Source organism: Streptomyces aidingensis (assembly GCF_900112355.1).
Taxonomy (GTDB): Bacteria; Actinomycetota; Actinomycetes; order Streptomycetales; family Streptomycetaceae; genus Streptomyces; species Streptomyces aidingensis.
In genome coordinates this window covers 254,570-271,879 of the sequence record NZ_FOLM01000006.1, presented here as the reverse complement: position 1 = coordinate 271,879, position 17,310 = coordinate 254,570, and the positions used below count along the sequence as shown (strand labels likewise).

The following is a 17,310-nucleotide window of genomic DNA, read 5'->3' as shown; positions in this document are numbered from 1 at the left end:
CTTGGACATCGAACCCGCACCGTCTGATCCCCGACTGCGTCGGAGGAAGCGAAGCGAAGGGCGGTTTCCGGCGGTGTGGGAGGGGCGTTTGGGAACCGGGTGGGACGGGTGGGCGGAGGAGGGGGTAGCCTCGGCGGCATCATGGACATCCTTGCGTCGATCCCCAGCCCGGGCACGAGCGAGATCAATCTCGGACCGTTCCCGCTCCGCGGCTACGCCGTGTGCATCATCATCGGTGTCTTTGTCGCCATCTGGTACGGCGGGCGGCGTTGGGTCGCCCGCGGCGGGCGGCCCGGGACCGTGGCCGACGTGGCCATCTGGGCGGTGCCCTTCGGCCTGATCGGCGCCCGGATCTACCACGTGGCCACCGACTACCAGCTCTACTTCGGCGAGGGCAAGGATCCCGTCGACGCCTTCAAGATCTGGGACGGCGGCATCGGCATCTGGGGCGCGATCGCGGGTGGCGCGTTCGGCGCCTGGATCGTGTGCAAGCGGCGCGGCATCCCGCTGCCCGCCTTCGCCGACGCCGTGGCGCCGGGCATCGCCCTGGCCCAGGCCATCGGCCGCTGGGGCAACTGGTTCAACCAGGAGCTGTACGGGCGGGCCACCGATGTGCCGTGGGCGCTGGAGATCGACAACGGCCGGGACGAGGGCACCTTCCACCCGACCTTTCTCTACGAGTCGCTGTGGAGCATCGGCGTCGCGCTGCTGGTGATCTTCGCCGACCGCCGCTGGAAGCTGGGCCACGGCCGGGCCTTCGCGCTGTATGTGGCCGCCTACACCGCCGGGCGTTTCTGGGTGGAGTATCTGCGGATCGACGAGGCGCACGAGGTCCTGGGCCTGCGGCTGAACAACTGGACCTCGCTGCTGGTCTTCGCCGCGGCGGTCGCCTACATCGTGATCTCGGCGCGCAGGCGCCCGGGCCGGGAGGACCCGGCCACGATCGAGCCGCTGCCGGCCGATGCCGGTGACGGGGCCGCGGCGGGCGGGGACGAGGACGACGGGGAGGCCGAGGTGGACGCCGGCACCGATGCAGGCGCCGACAGCGACGCCGAGGAGCCGGAGCAGGCGGAGAAGGCCGGGGGGAAGGCACCGGCGGCGGAGGGCGCCGCCGAGGGGGAGAGCGGCGAGGGTGACGAGGGTGACGAGGACGGCGGGGCCGAGCGGGCGGGCAAGCGGTCCGCGGCGGAGTCACGGTAGTCCGGTCAGGTCGGGCCGCGCCGCGGCAGACCCGGTAAGGGGCGCCTGACCTGCGGTTCGGCGGCTGGGCGGAGTAGGTTGTGGCCATGACTGCCGCAGGTGGAGAGTCCAGCAGGCCGGGCCGCCCCCGCCCCGTCGCCGTGGTCCCCGAGGCGCATCACACGCACCGGGATGTCAGCGGCGGCTGGCTGCGGCCGGCCGTGTTCGGGGCGATGGACGGGCTGGTGTCCAACCTCGGGCTGATCAGCGGGGTGGCCGGCAGCGACGCCCGGGCCGCCACGGTGGCGATCGCCGGGCTGGCGGGGCTGGCGGCCGGGGCGTTCTCCATGGCGGCGGGGGAGTACACCTCGGTGGCCTCGCAGCGCGAGATGGCGCTGGCCGAGATCGATGTGGAGCGCCGCGAGCTGCGCCGCCACCCGGAGGACGAGCTGGCCGAGCTGACCGCCGTCTACATCGGCCGCGGGGTGGAGCCGGAGCTGGCGCGGCGGGTGGCCGAGCAGCTCTCCGCCGATCCGGACCAGGCGCTGGAGATCCACACCCGCGAGGAGCTGGGGGTCACGGCCGACGGGCTGCCGTCACCCACCGTGGCCGCGGTGTCCTCGTTCCTGGCCTTCGGAATGGGCGCGCTCGTTCCGGTGTTGCCGTATCTGCTGGGAGCGACGGCGCTCTGGCCGGCCGCCGTGCTCGCCCTCACGGGACTTTTCCTCTGCGGGGCGGTTGTCTCCAAGGTGACAACTCGGTCATGGTGGTACACGGGACTGCGGCAACTGGCGCTCGGCGCCACCGCCGCGGCCCTCACCTACGGCCTGGGAGCGGCCCTGGGCGTGGCACTCGACTAGCCGACGGCGACGAGCGCCGCGCTGGTCCGCGGCGAAGCCCATGCCGTAAGGTGATTCGTGTTACCTGGTGGTTTCGTCCACGTCACCCGAGGGCATATGCTCCCTCACCCGCGGGCATAGACGCCCGCACCCCCACCCTTCCCGGGTCTCACGCCCACCGTCTTCCGGCGTGCGCGCGAACCCAAGTCCGTATGGCGGACATGGGTATCCACTTCTCGGGATGCGGGGCCATTGTGTAACCTGCACGAAAATTTTTCATGCCAGGGCCAGCGTCGTCCCTTGCTCAGCACATGCCTTTGAGACGACGGGAGAGCCGATGCGTTCTGCGTCCCACCCGGCCAAGCAGGGGATGTACGACCCGGCCAACGAGCACGACGCCTGCGGTGTCGGCTTTGTCGCCACCCTGACCGGTGAGGCGAGCCACGAACTCGTGGACCAGGCGCTCACCGTCCTGCGCAACCTCGAACACCGGGGCGCGACCGGCAGCGACCCGGACACCGGGGACGGCGCGGGCATCCTGTTCCAGATGCCGGACGCGTTCCTGCGGGAAACGGTCGCCTTCGACCTGCCCGAGGCCGGGGGATACGCCGCCGGCCTGGCCTTCCTGCCCGCCGACGGCGACGGAACCGGCGCCGCCGAGCAGGCCGCCGCCCGCATCGAGGCGATCGCCGCCGAGGAGAAGCTGCGCGTGCTGGGCTGGCGCGAGGTGCCGGTCACCCCGGATCTGCTCGGCGCCGCCGCCCGCGCCGCCATGCCGGTCTTCCGCCAGCTCTTCGTCGCCGACGCCGACGGCGAGCGCACCGGCCTGGAACTGGAGCGCCGCGCCTTTGTGCTGCGCAAACGCGCCGAGCACGAGACCGGCGTCTACTTCGCCTCGCTCTCCGCCCGCACCCTGGTCTACAAGGGCATGCTCACCACCGGGCAGCTGGAGCCGTTCTTCCCGGACCTCTCCGACCGCCGGCTGGCCTCCGCCATCGCGCTGGTGCATTCGCGCTTCTCGACGAACACCTTCCCGTCCTGGCCGCTGGCCCACCCCTACCGGTTCATCGCGCACAACGGCGAGATCAACACCGTCAAGGGCAACCGCAACTGGATGCGGGCCCGGGAGTCGCAGCTCGCCAGCGAGCTGTTCGGCGACGCGCAGGCGCTGGAGCGGGCCTTCCCCATCTGCACCCCCGACGCCTCCGACTCCGCCACCTTCGACGAGGTGCTGGAACTGCTGCACCTGGGCGGACGCCCGCTGCCGCACGCGGTGCTGATGATGGTCCCCGAGGCCTGGGAGAACCACACCTCCATGGACCCGGCCCGCCGCGCCTTCTACCAGTTCCACTCCACCATGATGGAGCCCTGGGACGGCCCGGCCTGCGTCACCTTCACCGACGGCACCCAGGTCGGCGCGGTGCTGGACCGCAACGGCCTGCGCCCCTCCCGCTACTGGGTGACCGACGACGGCCTGGTGGTGCTGTCCTCCGAGGTCGGCGTGCTGGACATCCCGCCGCACAAGGTGGTCCGCAAGGGACGCCTCCAGCCCGGCCGGATGTTCCTGGTCGACACCGCCGAGCACCGCATCATCGAGGACGACGAGATCAAGGCCGGCCTGGCCGCCGAGCACCCCTACCAGGAGTGGCTGGACGCCGGCCTGATCGCCCTGGACGACCTGCCCGAGCGCGAGCACGTGGTGCACACCCACGCCTCGGTCACCCGCCGCCAGCAGACCTTCGGCTACACCGAGGAAGAGCTGCGGGTACTGGTCACCCCCATGGCCCGCACCGGCGCGGAGCCCATCGGCTCGATGGGCACCGACACCCCGATCGCCGCCCTCTCCGACCGGCCCCGGCTGATCTTCGACTACTTCACCCAGCTCTTCGCGCAGGTCACCAACCCCCCGCTGGACGCCATCCGGGAGGAACTGGTCACCTCCCTGCACTCCGCGCTCGGCCCCCAGGGCAACCTGCTGGAGCCCGGCCCGGCGTCCTGCCGCAGCGTCACCCTGCCCTTCCCGGTGATCGACAACGACGAACTGGCCCGCCTGATCCACATCAACGCCGACGGCAACCTGCCCGGCTTCGAATCCGCCATCTTCTCCGGCCTCTACCGGGTGCACGGCGGCGGCGCCGCACTCGCCGCCCGGCTGGACGAGATCTGCGCCGAGGTGGATCGCGCCATCGCCGACGGTGCCCGGATACTGGTCCTCTCCGACCGCCACTCGGACGCCGAGCACGCCCCGATCCCGTCCCTGCTGCTGACCTCCGCCGTCCACCACCACCTGATCCGCACCAAGCAGCGCACCCGGGTCGGGCTGCTGGTCGAGGCCGGCGACGTCCGCGAGGTGCACCACGTCGCGCTGCTCATCGGCTACGGCGCCGCCGCGGTCAACCCCTACCTGGCCATGGAATCCGTGGAGGACCTGGTCCGGGCCGGCACCTACCTGCCGGACATCGACGCCCAGACCGCCATCCGCAACCTGATCAAGGCACTGGGCAAGGGCGTGCTCAAGGTGATGTCCAAAATGGGCATCTCCACCGTCGCCTCCTACCGCGGCGCCCAGGTCTTCGAGGCCGTCGGCCTGGACCAGGACTTCACCGACCGCTACTTCCACGGCACCGCCTCCAAGATCGGCGGCGTCGGCATCGACGTCATCGCCGAGGAGACCGCCCGCCGGCACGCCAAGGCCTACCCGGCCTCCGGCGTGGCCCCGGCCCACCGCGACCTGGAGATCGGCGGCGAATACCAGTGGCGCCGCGAGGGCGAGCCGCACCTGTTCGACCCGGACACCGTCTTCCGGCTCCAGCACTCCACCCGGCAGCGCCGCTACGACATCTTCAAGCAGTACACCGAGCGGGTGAACCAGCAGTCCGAGCGGCTGATGACGCTGCGCGGACTGTTCGGCCTCACCAGCGACCGGCCGGCCATCCCCCTCGAAGAGGTCGAGCCGGCCTCCGAGATCGTCAAGCGGTTCTCCACCGGAGCCATGTCCTACGGCTCCATCTCCCGCGAGGCCCACGAGACCCTGGCCATCGCCATGAACCGGCTGGGCGCCAAGTCCAACACCGGCGAGGGCGGCGAGGACCCGGACCGCCTCTACGACCCCGAGCGGCGCTCCGCCATCAAGCAGGTCGCCTCCGGCCGCTTCGGCGTGACCAGCGAATACCTGGTCAACTCCGACGACATCCAGATCAAGATGGCGCAGGGCGCCAAGCCCGGCGAGGGCGGCCAGCTCCCCGGCCCCAAGGTCTACCCCTGGGTGGCGAAAACCCGGCACTCCACCCCCGGCGTCGGCCTGATCTCCCCGCCCCCGCACCACGACATCTACTCCATCGAGGACCTCGCCCAGCTCATCCACGACCTGAAGAACGCCAACCCCCGGGCCCGCATCCACGTCAAACTGGTCTCCGAGGTGGGCGTCGGCACCGTGGCGGCCGGCGTGTCCAAGGCCCACGCCGACGTGGTGCTGATCTCCGGCCACGACGGCGGCACCGGCGCCTCCCCGCTCACCTCCCTCAAGCACGCCGGCGCCCCCTGGGAGCTCGGCCTGGCCGAAACCCAGCAGACCCTGCTGCTCAACGGCCTGCGGGACCGGATCGTGGTGCAGACCGACGGCCAGCTCAAGACCGGCCGGGACGTCATCATCGCCGCCCTCCTCGGCGCCGAGGAATACGGCTTCGCCACCGCCCCCCTGGTGGTCTCCGGCTGCGTCATGATGCGGGTGTGCCACCTGGACACCTGCCCGGTCGGCATCGCCACCCAGAACCCGGTACTGCGGGAACGCTTCAGCGGCAAACCCGAGTTCGTGGTCAACTTCTTCGAGTTCATCGCCGAGGAGGTCCGCGAACTCCTCGCCGAGCTGGGCTTCCGCACCCTCGACGAGGCCATCGGCCGCGCCGACCTGATCGACATCGGCCGCGCCGTGGAGCACTGGAAGGCGGAAGGGCTGGACCTGGCCCCGCTGCTGCACATGCCGGAGCTCACCACCGACACCGCCCGCCACTGCGTCACCGGCCAGGACCACGGCCTGGAGAAGGCGCTGGACAACGAGCTGATCCGGCTCGCCGCCGACGCCCTCACCGCCGAGACCGCCGAGGCCGCCCAGCCGGTGCGCGCCCAGGTCGCCATCCGCAACATCAACCGCACCGTCGGCACCATGCTGGGCCACGAGGTGACCAAGAAGTTCGGCGGCGCCGGCCTGCCCGACGACACCATCGACATCACCTTCACCGGCTCGGCCGGCCAGTCCTTCGGCGCCTTCCTGCCCCGCGGCGTCACCCTGCGGCTGGAGGGCGACGCCAACGACTACGTCGGCAAGGGCCTGTCCGGCGGCCGGATCATCGTCCGCCCGGACCGCGACGCCGACCACCTGGCCGAGGACTCCGTCATCGCCGGCAACACCCTCGCCTACGGCGCCACCGGCGGCGAACTGTTCCTGCGCGGCCGGACCGGCGAACGCTTCTGCGTGCGCAACTCCGGCGCCACCGTGATCGCCGAAGGCGTCGGCGACCACGGCTGCGAGTACATGACCGGCGGCCGGGCAGTGGTGCTCGGCGAGACCGGCCGCAACTTCGGCGCCGGCATGTCCGGCGGCGTCGCCTACGTCCTCGACCTGGACCGGGACAACGTCAACACCGGCAACCTGGACGCCGTCGAGGAACTCGACGACGCCGACCGCGAGTGGCTGCACGACGCCGTGCGCCGCCACCGCGAGGAAACCGGCTCCACCGTCGCGGACAAGCTGCTCGCCGACTGGGACGGCGCAAACGGCGCGGCCCGGCGCTTCAGCAAGATCATGCCCACCACCTACAAGGCCGTGCTCGCCGCCAAGGACGCCGCCGAGCGGGCCGGACTGAGCCAGTCCGAGGTCCACGAGAAGATGATGGAGGCGGCGACCCATGGCTGATCCGAAGGGCTTTCTCACCACCGGCCGCGAGGTCGCCCGGACACGGCCCGTCGCCGAACGGGTCAAGGACTGGAACGAGGTCTACGTCCCCGGCTCCCTGCTGCCCATCATCAGCAAGCAGGCCGGCCGCTGCATGGACTGCGGCATCCCGTTCTGCCACAACGGCTGCCCGCTGGGGAACCTCATCCCCGAGTGGAACGACTACGCCTACCGGGGCGACTGGGCGGCGGCCAGCGAGCGGCTGCACGCCACCAACAACTTCCCCGAGTTCACCGGCCGGCTCTGCCCGGCGCCGTGCGAGTCCGCCTGCGTGCTCGGCATCAACCAGCCCGCGGTCACCATCAAGAACGTCGAGGTCACCATCATCGACAAGGCGTGGGAGGCCGGGCACGTCACCCCGCAGCCGCCGGAGCGGCTGTCCGGCAAGACCGTGGCCGTCATCGGCTCCGGCCCCGCCGGACTGGCCGCCGCCCAGCAGCTCACCCGCGCCGGGCACACCGTGGCCGTCTACGAGCGGGCCGACCGCATCGGCGGGCTGCTGCGCTACGGCATCCCCGAGTTCAAGATGGAGAAGCGGCACATCAACCGGCGCATCGAGCAGATGCGGGCCGAGGGCACCAAGTTCCGCACCGGGGTCGAGATCGGCCGCGACCTCGACGCCCGCGACCTGCGCCGCCGCTACGACGCCGTGGTCATCGCGGCCGGCGCCACCACCGCCCGTGACCTGCCCGTCCCCGGACGGGAACTCAACGGCATCCACCAGGCCATGGAATATCTGCCGCTGGCCAACAAGGTGCAGGAAGGCGACTACGTCACCGCCCCGGTCACCGCCGAGGGCAAGCATGTGGTCGTCATCGGCGGCGGCGACACCGGAGCCGACTGCGTGGGCACCGCCCACCGGCAGGGCGCCGCCTCCGTCACCCAGCTGGAGATCATGCCCCGGCCGGGCGAGGAACGCCCCGAGAACCAGCCCTGGCCGACCTTCCCCATGCTGTACAAGGTCACCAGCGCCCACGAGGAGGGCGGCGAGCGGATCTACTCCGTCTCCACCACCCGCTTCGAGGGCGACCAGGACGGCAACGTCCAGTGGCTGCACCTGGTGGAGGTGGAGTTCAAGGACGGCAGATTCGAGCAGAAGCCCGGCACCGAGCGCAGGATCCCGGCCCAGCTCGTCACCCTGGCCATGGGCTTCACCGGAGTCGACCAGACCAACGGCCTGGTCGAGCAGTTCGGCGTCGGACTCGACGCCCGCGGCAACGTCGCCCGCGACGGCTCCTACGCCACCAACGTGGACGGCGTGTTCGTGGCCGGCGACGCCGGGCGCGGCCAGTCGCTGATCGTATGGGCCATCGCCGAGGGCCGGGCCGCCGCCGCCGCGGTGGACCGCTACCTCACCGGCGCCACCGACCTGCCCGCCCCGGTCCGCCCCACCGACCGCGCCCTCGCGGTCTGACCGGCCGGCCCCCCCGGGGCCGCCGGCACCCGGACGTGCCCGTACAACGGAGTACGGCACCCGCCGCGGCGCCCGCCCGCTCTTCCCGACCGGGGCGGGCGCCGCGGCACACCCCGCCCGCCCCGCCCGGCCGGGGCGGCCCGGTCAGTACCCGCCGGTGAACTCGCCGGAGCGCACATCCATGCCGGTGGCGGCGTCCACGACGGTGCGCTCGCCCAGCGGCGCCGCCAGTTCCACCGTCATCTCCACCACATGCAGCATGTCGTCGCAGGCCACCACCTCGGCGTCCCGCTGGAACGTCCAGTTGCCCACGATCACCAGCGCGTCCGTCTCATGAACCTGGGCGCCCCAGCCGTGATCGCAACTGCCGTGACCGACCTGCACGGCCAGTTCCGTGTCCGAGGGCCCGGCCTCCCGCACGCCCTGCACCCGCCAGATGTCCGGATCGAACTCCGCCAGCGGCGCGACATCGGGCCACTCGGCGGCCACCTGCTCCGCCCGCCGCCGGAACGCCGCCGGATCGGGCGGCTCGGTCACCTCCGGCCCCGGCCCGGTGCCCGGGCCGGAACCGGGATCCGTCCCCGCACCGTCGCCGTCCGACACGGGGCTGTCGCCGCCCCCCGGCCCGCCGTCGCCGGGCAGCCCGCCGGCCGGGGTGTCACCGCAACCCGCCAGCCCCACCGCCAGTGCTGCCGCCACCGCCACCAGCAGCCCGTTCTTCCTCCGGGAAGTCCCGTACACAGCGCGCCTCCTCAATCGTCCCCGGTGGGACGGAGCGGCACGGAATACGGTTCCGGCGCTGCCCGCGCTGCGGACGGCCCGGCCGGGCGCGCCGCCCAAGCCCATACCCTCGGAAACGTGACCAACCGTGAAACCGCCCCGGCCCCGGAGGGCGTCGACGAGGCCGTCCGGGACGAGCTGACCCGGCTGCGCGAATCCATCGACAACATCGACGCCGCCCTGGTGCACATGCTCGCCGAACGCTTCAAATGCACCCAGCAGGTCGGCCGCCTCAAAGCCGCCCACCGGCTGCCGCCCGCCGACCCGGCCCGCGAGGCCCGCCAGATCACCCGGCTGCGGCAACTGGCCGAAAGCGCCCGGCTCGACCCCGGCTTCGCGGAAAAACTGCTGAACTTCATCATCGCCGAGGTCATCCGGCACCACGAAACCCTCGCCCAGGGCGGCAACGCGACCCCCGGCCCCCCGGCCCGCTGACCGCCCCCCGGCCCGCCCGGCCGCCCACCGGCCGGGCAAATCCCGGGTGCCGACCGCCCCGCCCGTGCGGCAGCATGGGGCCATGGCCACACTGACGCGCGACGAGGCGCAGACCCGCGCCCGCCTCCTGGACGTCCACCGGTACACCATCGACCTCGACCTGAGCGACGCCGCGGCCCCGGCCGGCAGCGGCACCTTCCGGTCCCGTACCACCGTGGAATTCACCGCGCGCCAGACCGGCGACACCTTCGCCGAACTCCTCCCCGCCCGCCTGCACCACGCCGAACTCGACGGCACCCCCCTCGACCCCGCCGCCCTGCACGACGGACGGCTCCCGCTCACCGCCCTCACCCCCGGCCCCCACCGGCTCACCGTCGACGCCGACATGGCCTACTCCAACACCGGCGAAGGCATGCACCGCTTCACCGACCCCGAGGACGGCCGCACCTACCTCTACTCCATGTGCTGCATGTCCGAGGCGCCCCGCGTCTACGCCGCCTTCGACCAGCCCGACCTCAAGGCCGTCTTCGACCTCACCGTCACCGCCCCGCCCGGCTGGACCGTACTCGGCAACGGCACCGCCACCCGCGAGGCGGGCCCGCCCACCGCCACCGGCGAGCGCTGGCGCTGCGCCACCACCCCGCCCATCAGCACCTACCTGATGGCCGTCGCCGCCGGCCCCTGGCACACCGTGCGCACCCGGCACGCCGGACTCCCCTTCGCCCTGCACGTGCGCCAGTCCCTGGCCGAACACCTGGACAAGGACGCCGAGGAAATCCTCGACCTCACCCGCCGCGCCTACGACCGCTACCACACCCTGTTCACCGAGCCCTACCCCTTCGACTCCTACGACCAGGCCTTCGTACCGGAATTCAACGCCGGCGCCATGGAGAACCCCGGACTGGTCCTGTTCCGCGACGAATTCATCCACCGCTCCGCCGTCACCGACACCCAGCGCCAGACCCGCGGCGTGGTCATCGCCCACGAAATGGCCCACATGTGGTTCGGCAACCTCGTCACCCTCCGCTGGTGGGACGACATCTGGCTCAACGAGTCCTTCGCCGAGTACATGGGCTACCAGGTCCTGGACGACACCACCGCCTTCCGCCCCTGGACCGAGTTCTCCGTCTCCCGCAAATCCTGGGGCTACGACGCCGACCAGCGCCCCTCCACCCACCCCGTCGCCCCCGAACCGGACGCCGTGCCCGACACCGCCTCCGCCTGGCTCAACTTCGACGGCATCTCCTACGCCAAGGGCGCCTCCGCCCTGCGCCAGCTCGTCACCTGGCTCGGCCAGGACGCCTTCCTGGCCGGCATCAACGGCCACTTCACCCGCCACCGCTTCGGCAACGCCACCCTCGCCGACTTCCTGGACTCCCTCGCCCGGGCCACCGAGCGCGACGTGCACGACTGGGCCGACCGCTGGCTGCGCACCACCGGACCCGACACCCTCACCCCGCTGGACGACGAGGCCCACCCCGCCGGCGGCGGACCCGGCACCGAACCGGGCCGGCCCGGCGGCTGGCTGCTGCACATCCGGCACACCGGCAGCCGCCCGCACCGCATCGCCGTCGGCGGCTACGACACCACCGGCCGCCCCGTCGGCGAACCCTTCCTCCTCGACCTCGACACCCCCGACGGCGGCTCCCCCGAACCGGTCACCGTCCCCCGGCCCGGACCCCGCCCCGACCTGCTGGTCCTCAACGACGGCGACCTGAGCTACACCAAGGTCCGGCTCGACCCGCACTCCTGGCACACCGCCCGGCACACCCTGGCCGCCCTCCCCGACCCGCTCACCCGCGCCGTGGTGTGGACCGCCGCCCGCGACATGGTCCGCGACGCCGAACTCGCACCCGCCGCCTTCCTCGACGCGGTGCGCGCCCAGCTCCCCGCCGAGACCGACACCGCCCTCGCCGAAGGCGTCCTCGCCTTCGCCCGCACCCAGATCGCCGACCGCTACCTGGACGACACGGACACCCCGGACGCCCCGGACGCCCCGGGCACCCCGGGCACCCCGGGCACCCCGGGCACCCCGGGCGCCGGCCAGGCCGGCCACGCCCCGCCCGGCCCCGACGGCTCCCGCCGCACCGCCGCCCTGCGCACCCTGCACGCCACCGCACAGGAACTCCTCGACCGCGCCGCCGCCCACCCCGGCGGCCCCGCCCTGCGACTGGCCGCCGCCCGCACCCTGATCGCCACCGCCACCGCCGCCGAAACCGGCACCCTGCGCCGCTGGTGGCACGCCGGCACCGTCCCCGGCGGCCCCGAACTCGACCCCGAACTGCGCTGGCAGCTCCTGCACCGGCTCGCCGTGCTCGGCGCCACCGACGCCGACGAGATCCGGGCCGAGGAGGACCGCGACCCCGGAGCCACCGGCAAGGAAGGCGCCGCCCGCTGCCGCGCCGCCCTCCCCGACCCCGCGGCCAAGGCCGCCGCCTTCGACGCCATGTTCTCCCCCGAGGACCGGCTCTCCGCCTACCTGTTCACCGCCACCGCCCAGGGCTTCTGGCACCCGGAACAGCGCCGCCTGCTCCAGCCCTATCTGCCCCGCTACTTCGCCCACCTGCCGGAACTCGCCGCCCGCCGCGGCCACGCCCTGACCGAGGCCGCCTGCCGGCACGCCTTCCCCCGCGGCTTCACCGACCACCGCACCCTGCGGCTCGGCGAGGAGTGCCTGGCCGGCGAGGACCGCACCCCGACCCTGCGCCGCCACCTCGGGGACCAGCTCGACGACCTGCGCCGCGCCCTGCGAGTGCGCTCATCCGAGCGCGCCGCCGCGCATTCATGAAATGGCGACGAAATGTCAACGGGACGTCGGCCAAAAGACGTTGAATTGATGCCCGGGAGCCGCTCCGTACTCGCTGGTAATGAATAGAGTCAGGATATGCGCCGAGCGAAGATTGTCTGCACACTTGGGCCGGCTACTGACTCATATGAGCAGATCGCGGGGCTGGTTGACGCCGGCATGGACATCGCCCGCCTCAATCTCAGCCATGGCACCCACGCCGAACACGAGGAACGCTTCCACCGTGTCCGGCGCGCGGCAACAGAACGCGGACGCGCCGTCGGAATCCTCGCCGATCTTCAAGGCCCGAAGATCCGCCTCGGCCGGTTCAGCGAAGGCCCGGTACTCCTCGAAACCGGCGACACCTTCACCATCACCACCGAAGACATCCCCGGCACCCAGCAGATCTGCGGCACCACCTACCCCGGCCTGGCCGGCGACGTCAGCACCGGCGACCGCGTCCTCATCGACGACGGCCGGGTCGCCCTCCAGGTCACCGCCGTCGACGGACCCCGCATCAGCACCCTGGTCACCGAAGGCGGCATGGTCTCCGACCACAAGGGCCTCAACCTGCCCGGCGCCGCCGTCTCCGTGCCCGCCATGTCCCGCAAGGACACCGAAGACCTGCGCTGGGCCCTGCGCACCGGCGCCGACATCATCGCCCTCTCCTTCGTGCGCAACGGCGACGACATCAAAGACGTCCACCGCATCATGGCCGAAGAAGGCAAGTTCCGCCCGGTCATCGCCAAGATCGAAAAACCCCAGGCCGAGGAGAACCTCCAGGACATCGTGGACGCCTTCGACGGCATCATGGTCGCCCGCGGCGACCTCGGCGTCGAACTCCCCCTGGAAACCGTCCCCATGGTGCAGAAGCGGGCCATCAAGCTTGCCCGGCGCAACGCCAAACCGGTCATCGTCGCCACCCAGATGCTGGACTCCATGATCGACGCCTCCCGCCCCACCCGCGCCGAGGCCTCCGACGTCGCCAACGCCGTCATGGACGGCACCGACGCGGTCATGCTCTCCGGCGAGACCAGCGTCGGCCGCTACCCGCTGGAAACCGTCCGCACCATGGCCCGCATCGTCGAAGCCGCCGAGGAAGACATGCTCTCCGCCGGCCTCACCCCCCTCACCACCGCCACCAAACCCCACACCCAGGCCGGAGCCGTGGCCCGCGCCGCCGCCGAAATCGGCGACTTCCAGAACGCCCGGCTGCTGGTCGCCTTCACCCTCTCCGGGGACACCGTGCGGCGGCTCTCCCGCTACCGCTCACCCATCCCCGTCATCGCCTTCACCCCGCGCCGCTCCACCCGCAACCAGCTCGCCCTCACCTGGGGCGTGGAAACCCACCTGGTGCCCTGCGTGGACACCACCGACGCCATGATCGCCATGGTCGACGAACGGCTCACCCGCATGGGCCGCTGCCGCCCCGGCGACGTGGTCGTCGTCACCGCCGGCTCCCCGCCCATGATCCCCGGCGCCACCAACATGGTCCAGGTCCTCCGCATCGGCGAACGCTGACCCGACCGCCGCCCCCACCGCGGCTCCACCGCCCCGCCCCTCGCCGGCCGCCCCGAGCGGCCGGCGTTCCCGTTCCCGTCCGCACCGCCACGGCCTTGCGCTGCGCCGGGCCTCATGATGGGGTGTGGTAAGCGCTTGCTACACCTTGCTGCCCCCCTGCCACCGCGCTCGCCACAGCGCCCGCCCGCCGCCACCGCCCAGGAGCCGCACACCCCCATGGCCGCACCACCCGAACGCATCCGCGCCGCCGTCGTCGGCACCGGAGCCATCGTCACCGGCGCCCATCTGCCCGCCCTGGCCGCCCACGCCGCCGACGTCGAACTCGTCGCCGCCGTCGACATCGACCCCGACCGCCTCGACGCCTTCACCGCCGCAGCCGCCGCCGACCACCCCGCCCTCGGAACCCCCACCGGCTACACCGACCTCGCCGCCATGCTGGAGCAGCAACGCCCCGGCCTCGTCCTCCTCGGCACACCCCCCGCCCTCCACCACCGCCAGGCCCGCGCCGCACTCAAGGCCGGCGCCTGGGTCTGGTGCGAAAAACCACTCTGCCTCTCCCTCGCCGAATTCGACGACATCACCGCGGCCGAAACCGAAGGCGGCCCCTACACCGCCGTCGTCGCCCAGCACCGCTACGGCTCCGGCGCCGTCCACGCCCGCCACCTGCTCCACACCGGAGAACTCGGCAGACCCCTCCTCGCCCACTGCCAGACCACCTGGCACCGCGACGCCGACTACTACGCCGTCGACTGGCGCGGCCGATGGAACAGCGAAGGCGGCGGCCCCACCATGGGCCACGGCATCCACCAGACCGACCTCCTGCTCCACCTCCTCGGCGACTGGACCGAGATCCGCGCCATGGCCGGCCGCCTGGTCCACCACGGCATCGAAAGCGAAGACGTCTCCACCGCACTCGTCCGCTTCGACAGCGGCGCCCTGGCCACCGTCGTCAACAGCGTGCTCTCCCCGGACGAAGTCAGCCGCATCCGCATCGACTGCACCGAAGCCACCGTCGAACTCACCCACCTCTACGGCCACACCAACGACGACTGGACCTACACCCCGCGCCCCGGCCTGGACGACCCCGCCCGGCTCACCCGCTGGCGCACCCCCGACGGCGACACCCCCAGCTCACACACCGCCCAGCTCGCCGGCATCCTCACCGCCCTGCGCACCGGCACCCGCCCGCCCGGCAGCGGCCACGACGCCCGCCGCACCCTCGAATTCAACGCCGCCCTCTACAAGGCCGCCTTCACCGGAGCCCCCGTACGGGCCGGCGACATCACCCCCGAAGACCCCTACTACCACGCCATGCACGGCAACCACCCCGACTGGGCGCCGGGCCGGGCGCCGGAGCCGAAGGAGACCACGACACCGTGACCGCACAGCTCACCGCCACCCACATCCACGGCGAACGCGTCACCGTCCAGGCCACCGCCCCCGACCGCACCGGGCAGCCGGCCGAGATCCTCTCCTACGTCTACCGCCCCGACCCCGAGCCCTACGAATCCCGCAAGCCCTACGCCCACCCCGTCCGCACCCTCTCCGGCCACACCGTCACCGGCTACCGCCCCAACGACCACCGCTGGCACAAGGGCATCCAGATGACCGCCAGCCACCTGTCGGAACAGAACTTCTGGGGCGGCAACTCCTACATCCACCCCGGCGGCTACCAGCGCATCCCGGAACGCGTCGGCTGGATGCGGCACAACGCCTTCACCGCCCTCGACACCCGCCCCGACCGGGTCCACCTCGCCGAATCCCTCACCTGGATCAACCACGGCGGCCAGGAATGGGCCCAGGAACAGCGCACCCTCGTCGTGCACTCCGCCGACCCCGCCCAAGGCGCCTGGATCCTGGAATGGGGCATCGCGCTGACCAACGTGCGCGCCGACGCCCAGCCCCTCCACTTCGGCAGCCCCACCACCGCCGGCCGGCACATGGCCGGCTACACCGGCCTCCAGTGGCGCGGGCCCCGCGACTTCACCGGCGGCTGGGTCCTCACCCCCAAGGGAGCCGCCACCGACCAGGACACCATGGGCACCCCCGCCGCCGACGCACCCTGGATCGCCTTCACCGCCGAACACGACGAGACGGACGGCCACTCCACCCTCGTCTTCGCCCACCACCCGGACAACGAGGGCTCCATCCACCCCTCCCACTGGTTCGTGCGCTCCACCCCCTGGCCCACCGTCGCCTTCTCCTGGGCCTTCTTCGACGAATTCGCCCTCGCCCCCGGCGACACCTTCACCTACCGCTACCGCATCGTCGTCGCCGACGGCACCTGGGACGTCCCGCACACCGAGACCTACCTCGCCGCCCACCCCTGGGAACTCTGACCCCGGCGCCCCCGCGGCACCTGGCGCTCAGAACGATCAGAACTTCGCCCCCACATGCGCATCCATCAGCGCCACGGATCCGCGCCGGGCGATGGACAGGGTCTGTGCCCTGCGGCTCTGCCGCAGACTGCGCCACTCCACGCCCAGACCGTCCAGGGCGCGGGTGAACAGCCCCCGGATGTCGTCCGAGGCATTGGTGAAGAAGTACCGCGGGTACTCGTAGCGCCTGGGTTCGCCGCCGACCGTGCGTGTGGTCCAGTTGGTCACCCGGCAGCCGTCGGAGTGGATCAGCCCGCGGACGAACTCCCAGGGCTGCCCGTCAACGATCTCCCGCTGCCAGTCCTCCAGCACGATCCGGCGTTCGTGCTTGCGGCCCGGGCCGTGCTGCGGGAACAGACACGGCCAGTGATTGCTGTGCGAGGTGACCATCGTGCAGCCCTGCCGCCGCACGCGGTTGACGCGGTTGTCCGGCCGCACGGCAGTCATGGCCGCCTCGCAGGCGTCGATCAGACCTGGCCAGGCATCGGCGCAGGCGATCCGCAGACTGTAGGTCCTGGCAAGCCGACTGATGCACCCGTCGCCCAGATAGAGCCCGAGGAGATAGGCGTAGGCGGTGCGGTCCTCCGGCCCTCTGCGAGGCCGGGTGCAGCGCGGACAGAGCGACCGCTGCCCGGTCTTCGGCTCCGGGCCGGCGTCACGCCAGGCGCGGATGGCAGACCTGGAAATCCCCGTCTGCTTGCTCACCGTATTGAGGCTGTACCCCTGGCCGAGAAGTGACAGTACCCGCTTGCGTGTTGTGAGGTCATACACACCCAGGAGCGTGGTTCGCCGGAAGGTCACATGCGGCGATACCGGCGGTTTTCACTCGAACGTGTAAGCGCTCGTGTTGCCCGCCCCAACGGAGGCCCAACCTTCGAAATGAAGGTGAGGTACCCCGGGTGGGATTCGAACCCACGCTGTCGGTGGTTTGAGCACCGTCTCTCTACCGCTGGAGTACCGGGGCTTACCTTGCAATTCAAGGCTAGCGGAAACCCGCCGTACCTCAAACATACAGGAGGTGGGTACAG

Annotated in this window: 11 protein-coding genes and 1 tRNA gene; 9 read left to right on the top strand and 3 right to left on the bottom strand. The window is 71.9% G+C overall.

Annotated features, from left to right (window positions below; all coding sequences use genetic code 11):
- Positions 1-141 precede the first annotated feature (141 nt).
- From lgt to BM242_RS13725, 4 genes are all read left to right on the top strand, one after another.
- Positions 142-1,200, top strand: a complete 1,059-nt coding sequence (gene lgt / locus BM242_RS13740) for a prolipoprotein diacylglyceryl transferase (protein WP_093839079.1) — start codon at positions 142-144, stop codon at positions 1,198-1,200.
- 86 nt (positions 1,201-1,286) lie between these two features.
- On the top strand, positions 1,287-2,039 hold the full coding sequence (locus BM242_RS13735) for a VIT1/CCC1 transporter family protein (protein WP_093839139.1): 753 nt from the start codon (positions 1,287-1,289) through the stop codon (positions 2,037-2,039).
- A gap of 349 nt (positions 2,040-2,388) precedes the next feature.
- On the top strand, positions 2,389-6,930 hold the full coding sequence (gltB, locus tag BM242_RS13730; RefSeq protein WP_093839138.1) for a glutamate synthase large subunit: 4,542 nt from the start codon (positions 2,389-2,391) through the stop codon (positions 6,928-6,930).
- On the top strand, positions 6,923-8,383 hold the full coding sequence (locus BM242_RS13725) for a glutamate synthase subunit beta (RefSeq protein ID WP_093839078.1): 1,461 nt from the start codon (positions 6,923-6,925) through the stop codon (positions 8,381-8,383). The genes gltB and BM242_RS13725 overlap by 8 nt, the downstream gene beginning before the upstream one ends.
- Positions 8,384-8,527: 144 nt before the next feature.
- Here the strand turns inward: BM242_RS13725 and BM242_RS13720 are convergent, their stop codons facing one another.
- Positions 8,528-9,124, bottom strand: a complete 597-nt coding sequence (locus BM242_RS13720) for a hypothetical protein (RefSeq protein WP_093839077.1) — start codon at positions 9,122-9,124, stop codon at positions 8,528-8,530.
- 117 nt (positions 9,125-9,241) lie between these two features.
- Between BM242_RS13720 and BM242_RS13715 the strand changes: the two genes are divergently transcribed.
- The 5 genes from BM242_RS13715 (at position 9,242) to BM242_RS13695 (ending at position 16,243) form a co-directional block, all read left to right on the top strand.
- Complete coding sequence (locus BM242_RS13715) at positions 9,242-9,598, top strand: chorismate mutase (RefSeq protein ID WP_093839076.1); 357 nt, start codon at positions 9,242-9,244, stop codon at positions 9,596-9,598.
- Positions 9,599-9,680: 82 nt separating this feature from the next.
- Positions 9,681-12,386 carry an aminopeptidase N gene (pepN, locus tag BM242_RS13710; RefSeq protein ID WP_093839075.1) on the top strand — a complete coding sequence of 902 codons (2,706 nt, stop codon included), beginning with the start codon at positions 9,681-9,683 and terminating at the stop codon, positions 12,384-12,386.
- Between the two features lie 96 nt (positions 12,387-12,482).
- Positions 12,483-13,904: a pyruvate kinase gene (gene pyk, locus BM242_RS13705; RefSeq protein WP_093839074.1), complete on the top strand. Its 1,422-nt coding sequence runs from the start codon at positions 12,483-12,485 to the stop codon at positions 13,902-13,904.
- A 216-nt stretch (positions 13,905-14,120) separates the two neighbouring features.
- Positions 14,121-15,284 carry a Gfo/Idh/MocA family protein gene (locus BM242_RS13700; protein WP_093839073.1) on the top strand — a complete coding sequence of 388 codons (1,164 nt, stop codon included), beginning with the start codon at positions 14,121-14,123 and terminating at the stop codon, positions 15,282-15,284.
- Positions 15,281-16,243, top strand: a complete 963-nt coding sequence (locus tag BM242_RS13695) for a DUF6807 domain-containing protein (RefSeq protein WP_093839072.1) — start codon at positions 15,281-15,283, stop codon at positions 16,241-16,243. Before BM242_RS13700 ends, BM242_RS13695 begins: the two co-directional genes overlap by 4 nt.
- A 36-nt stretch (positions 16,244-16,279) precedes the next feature.
- On the opposite strand, the gene BM242_RS13690 is transcribed toward BM242_RS13695, so the two are convergent.
- Complete coding sequence (locus tag BM242_RS13690; protein WP_093839137.1) at positions 16,280-17,053, bottom strand: transcriptional regulator; 774 nt, start codon at positions 17,051-17,053, stop codon at positions 16,280-16,282.
- Positions 17,054-17,173: 120 nt separating this feature from the next.
- Positions 17,174-17,246, bottom strand: a tRNA-Leu gene (locus tag BM242_RS13685).
- Positions 17,247-17,310: the final 64 nt, after the last annotated feature.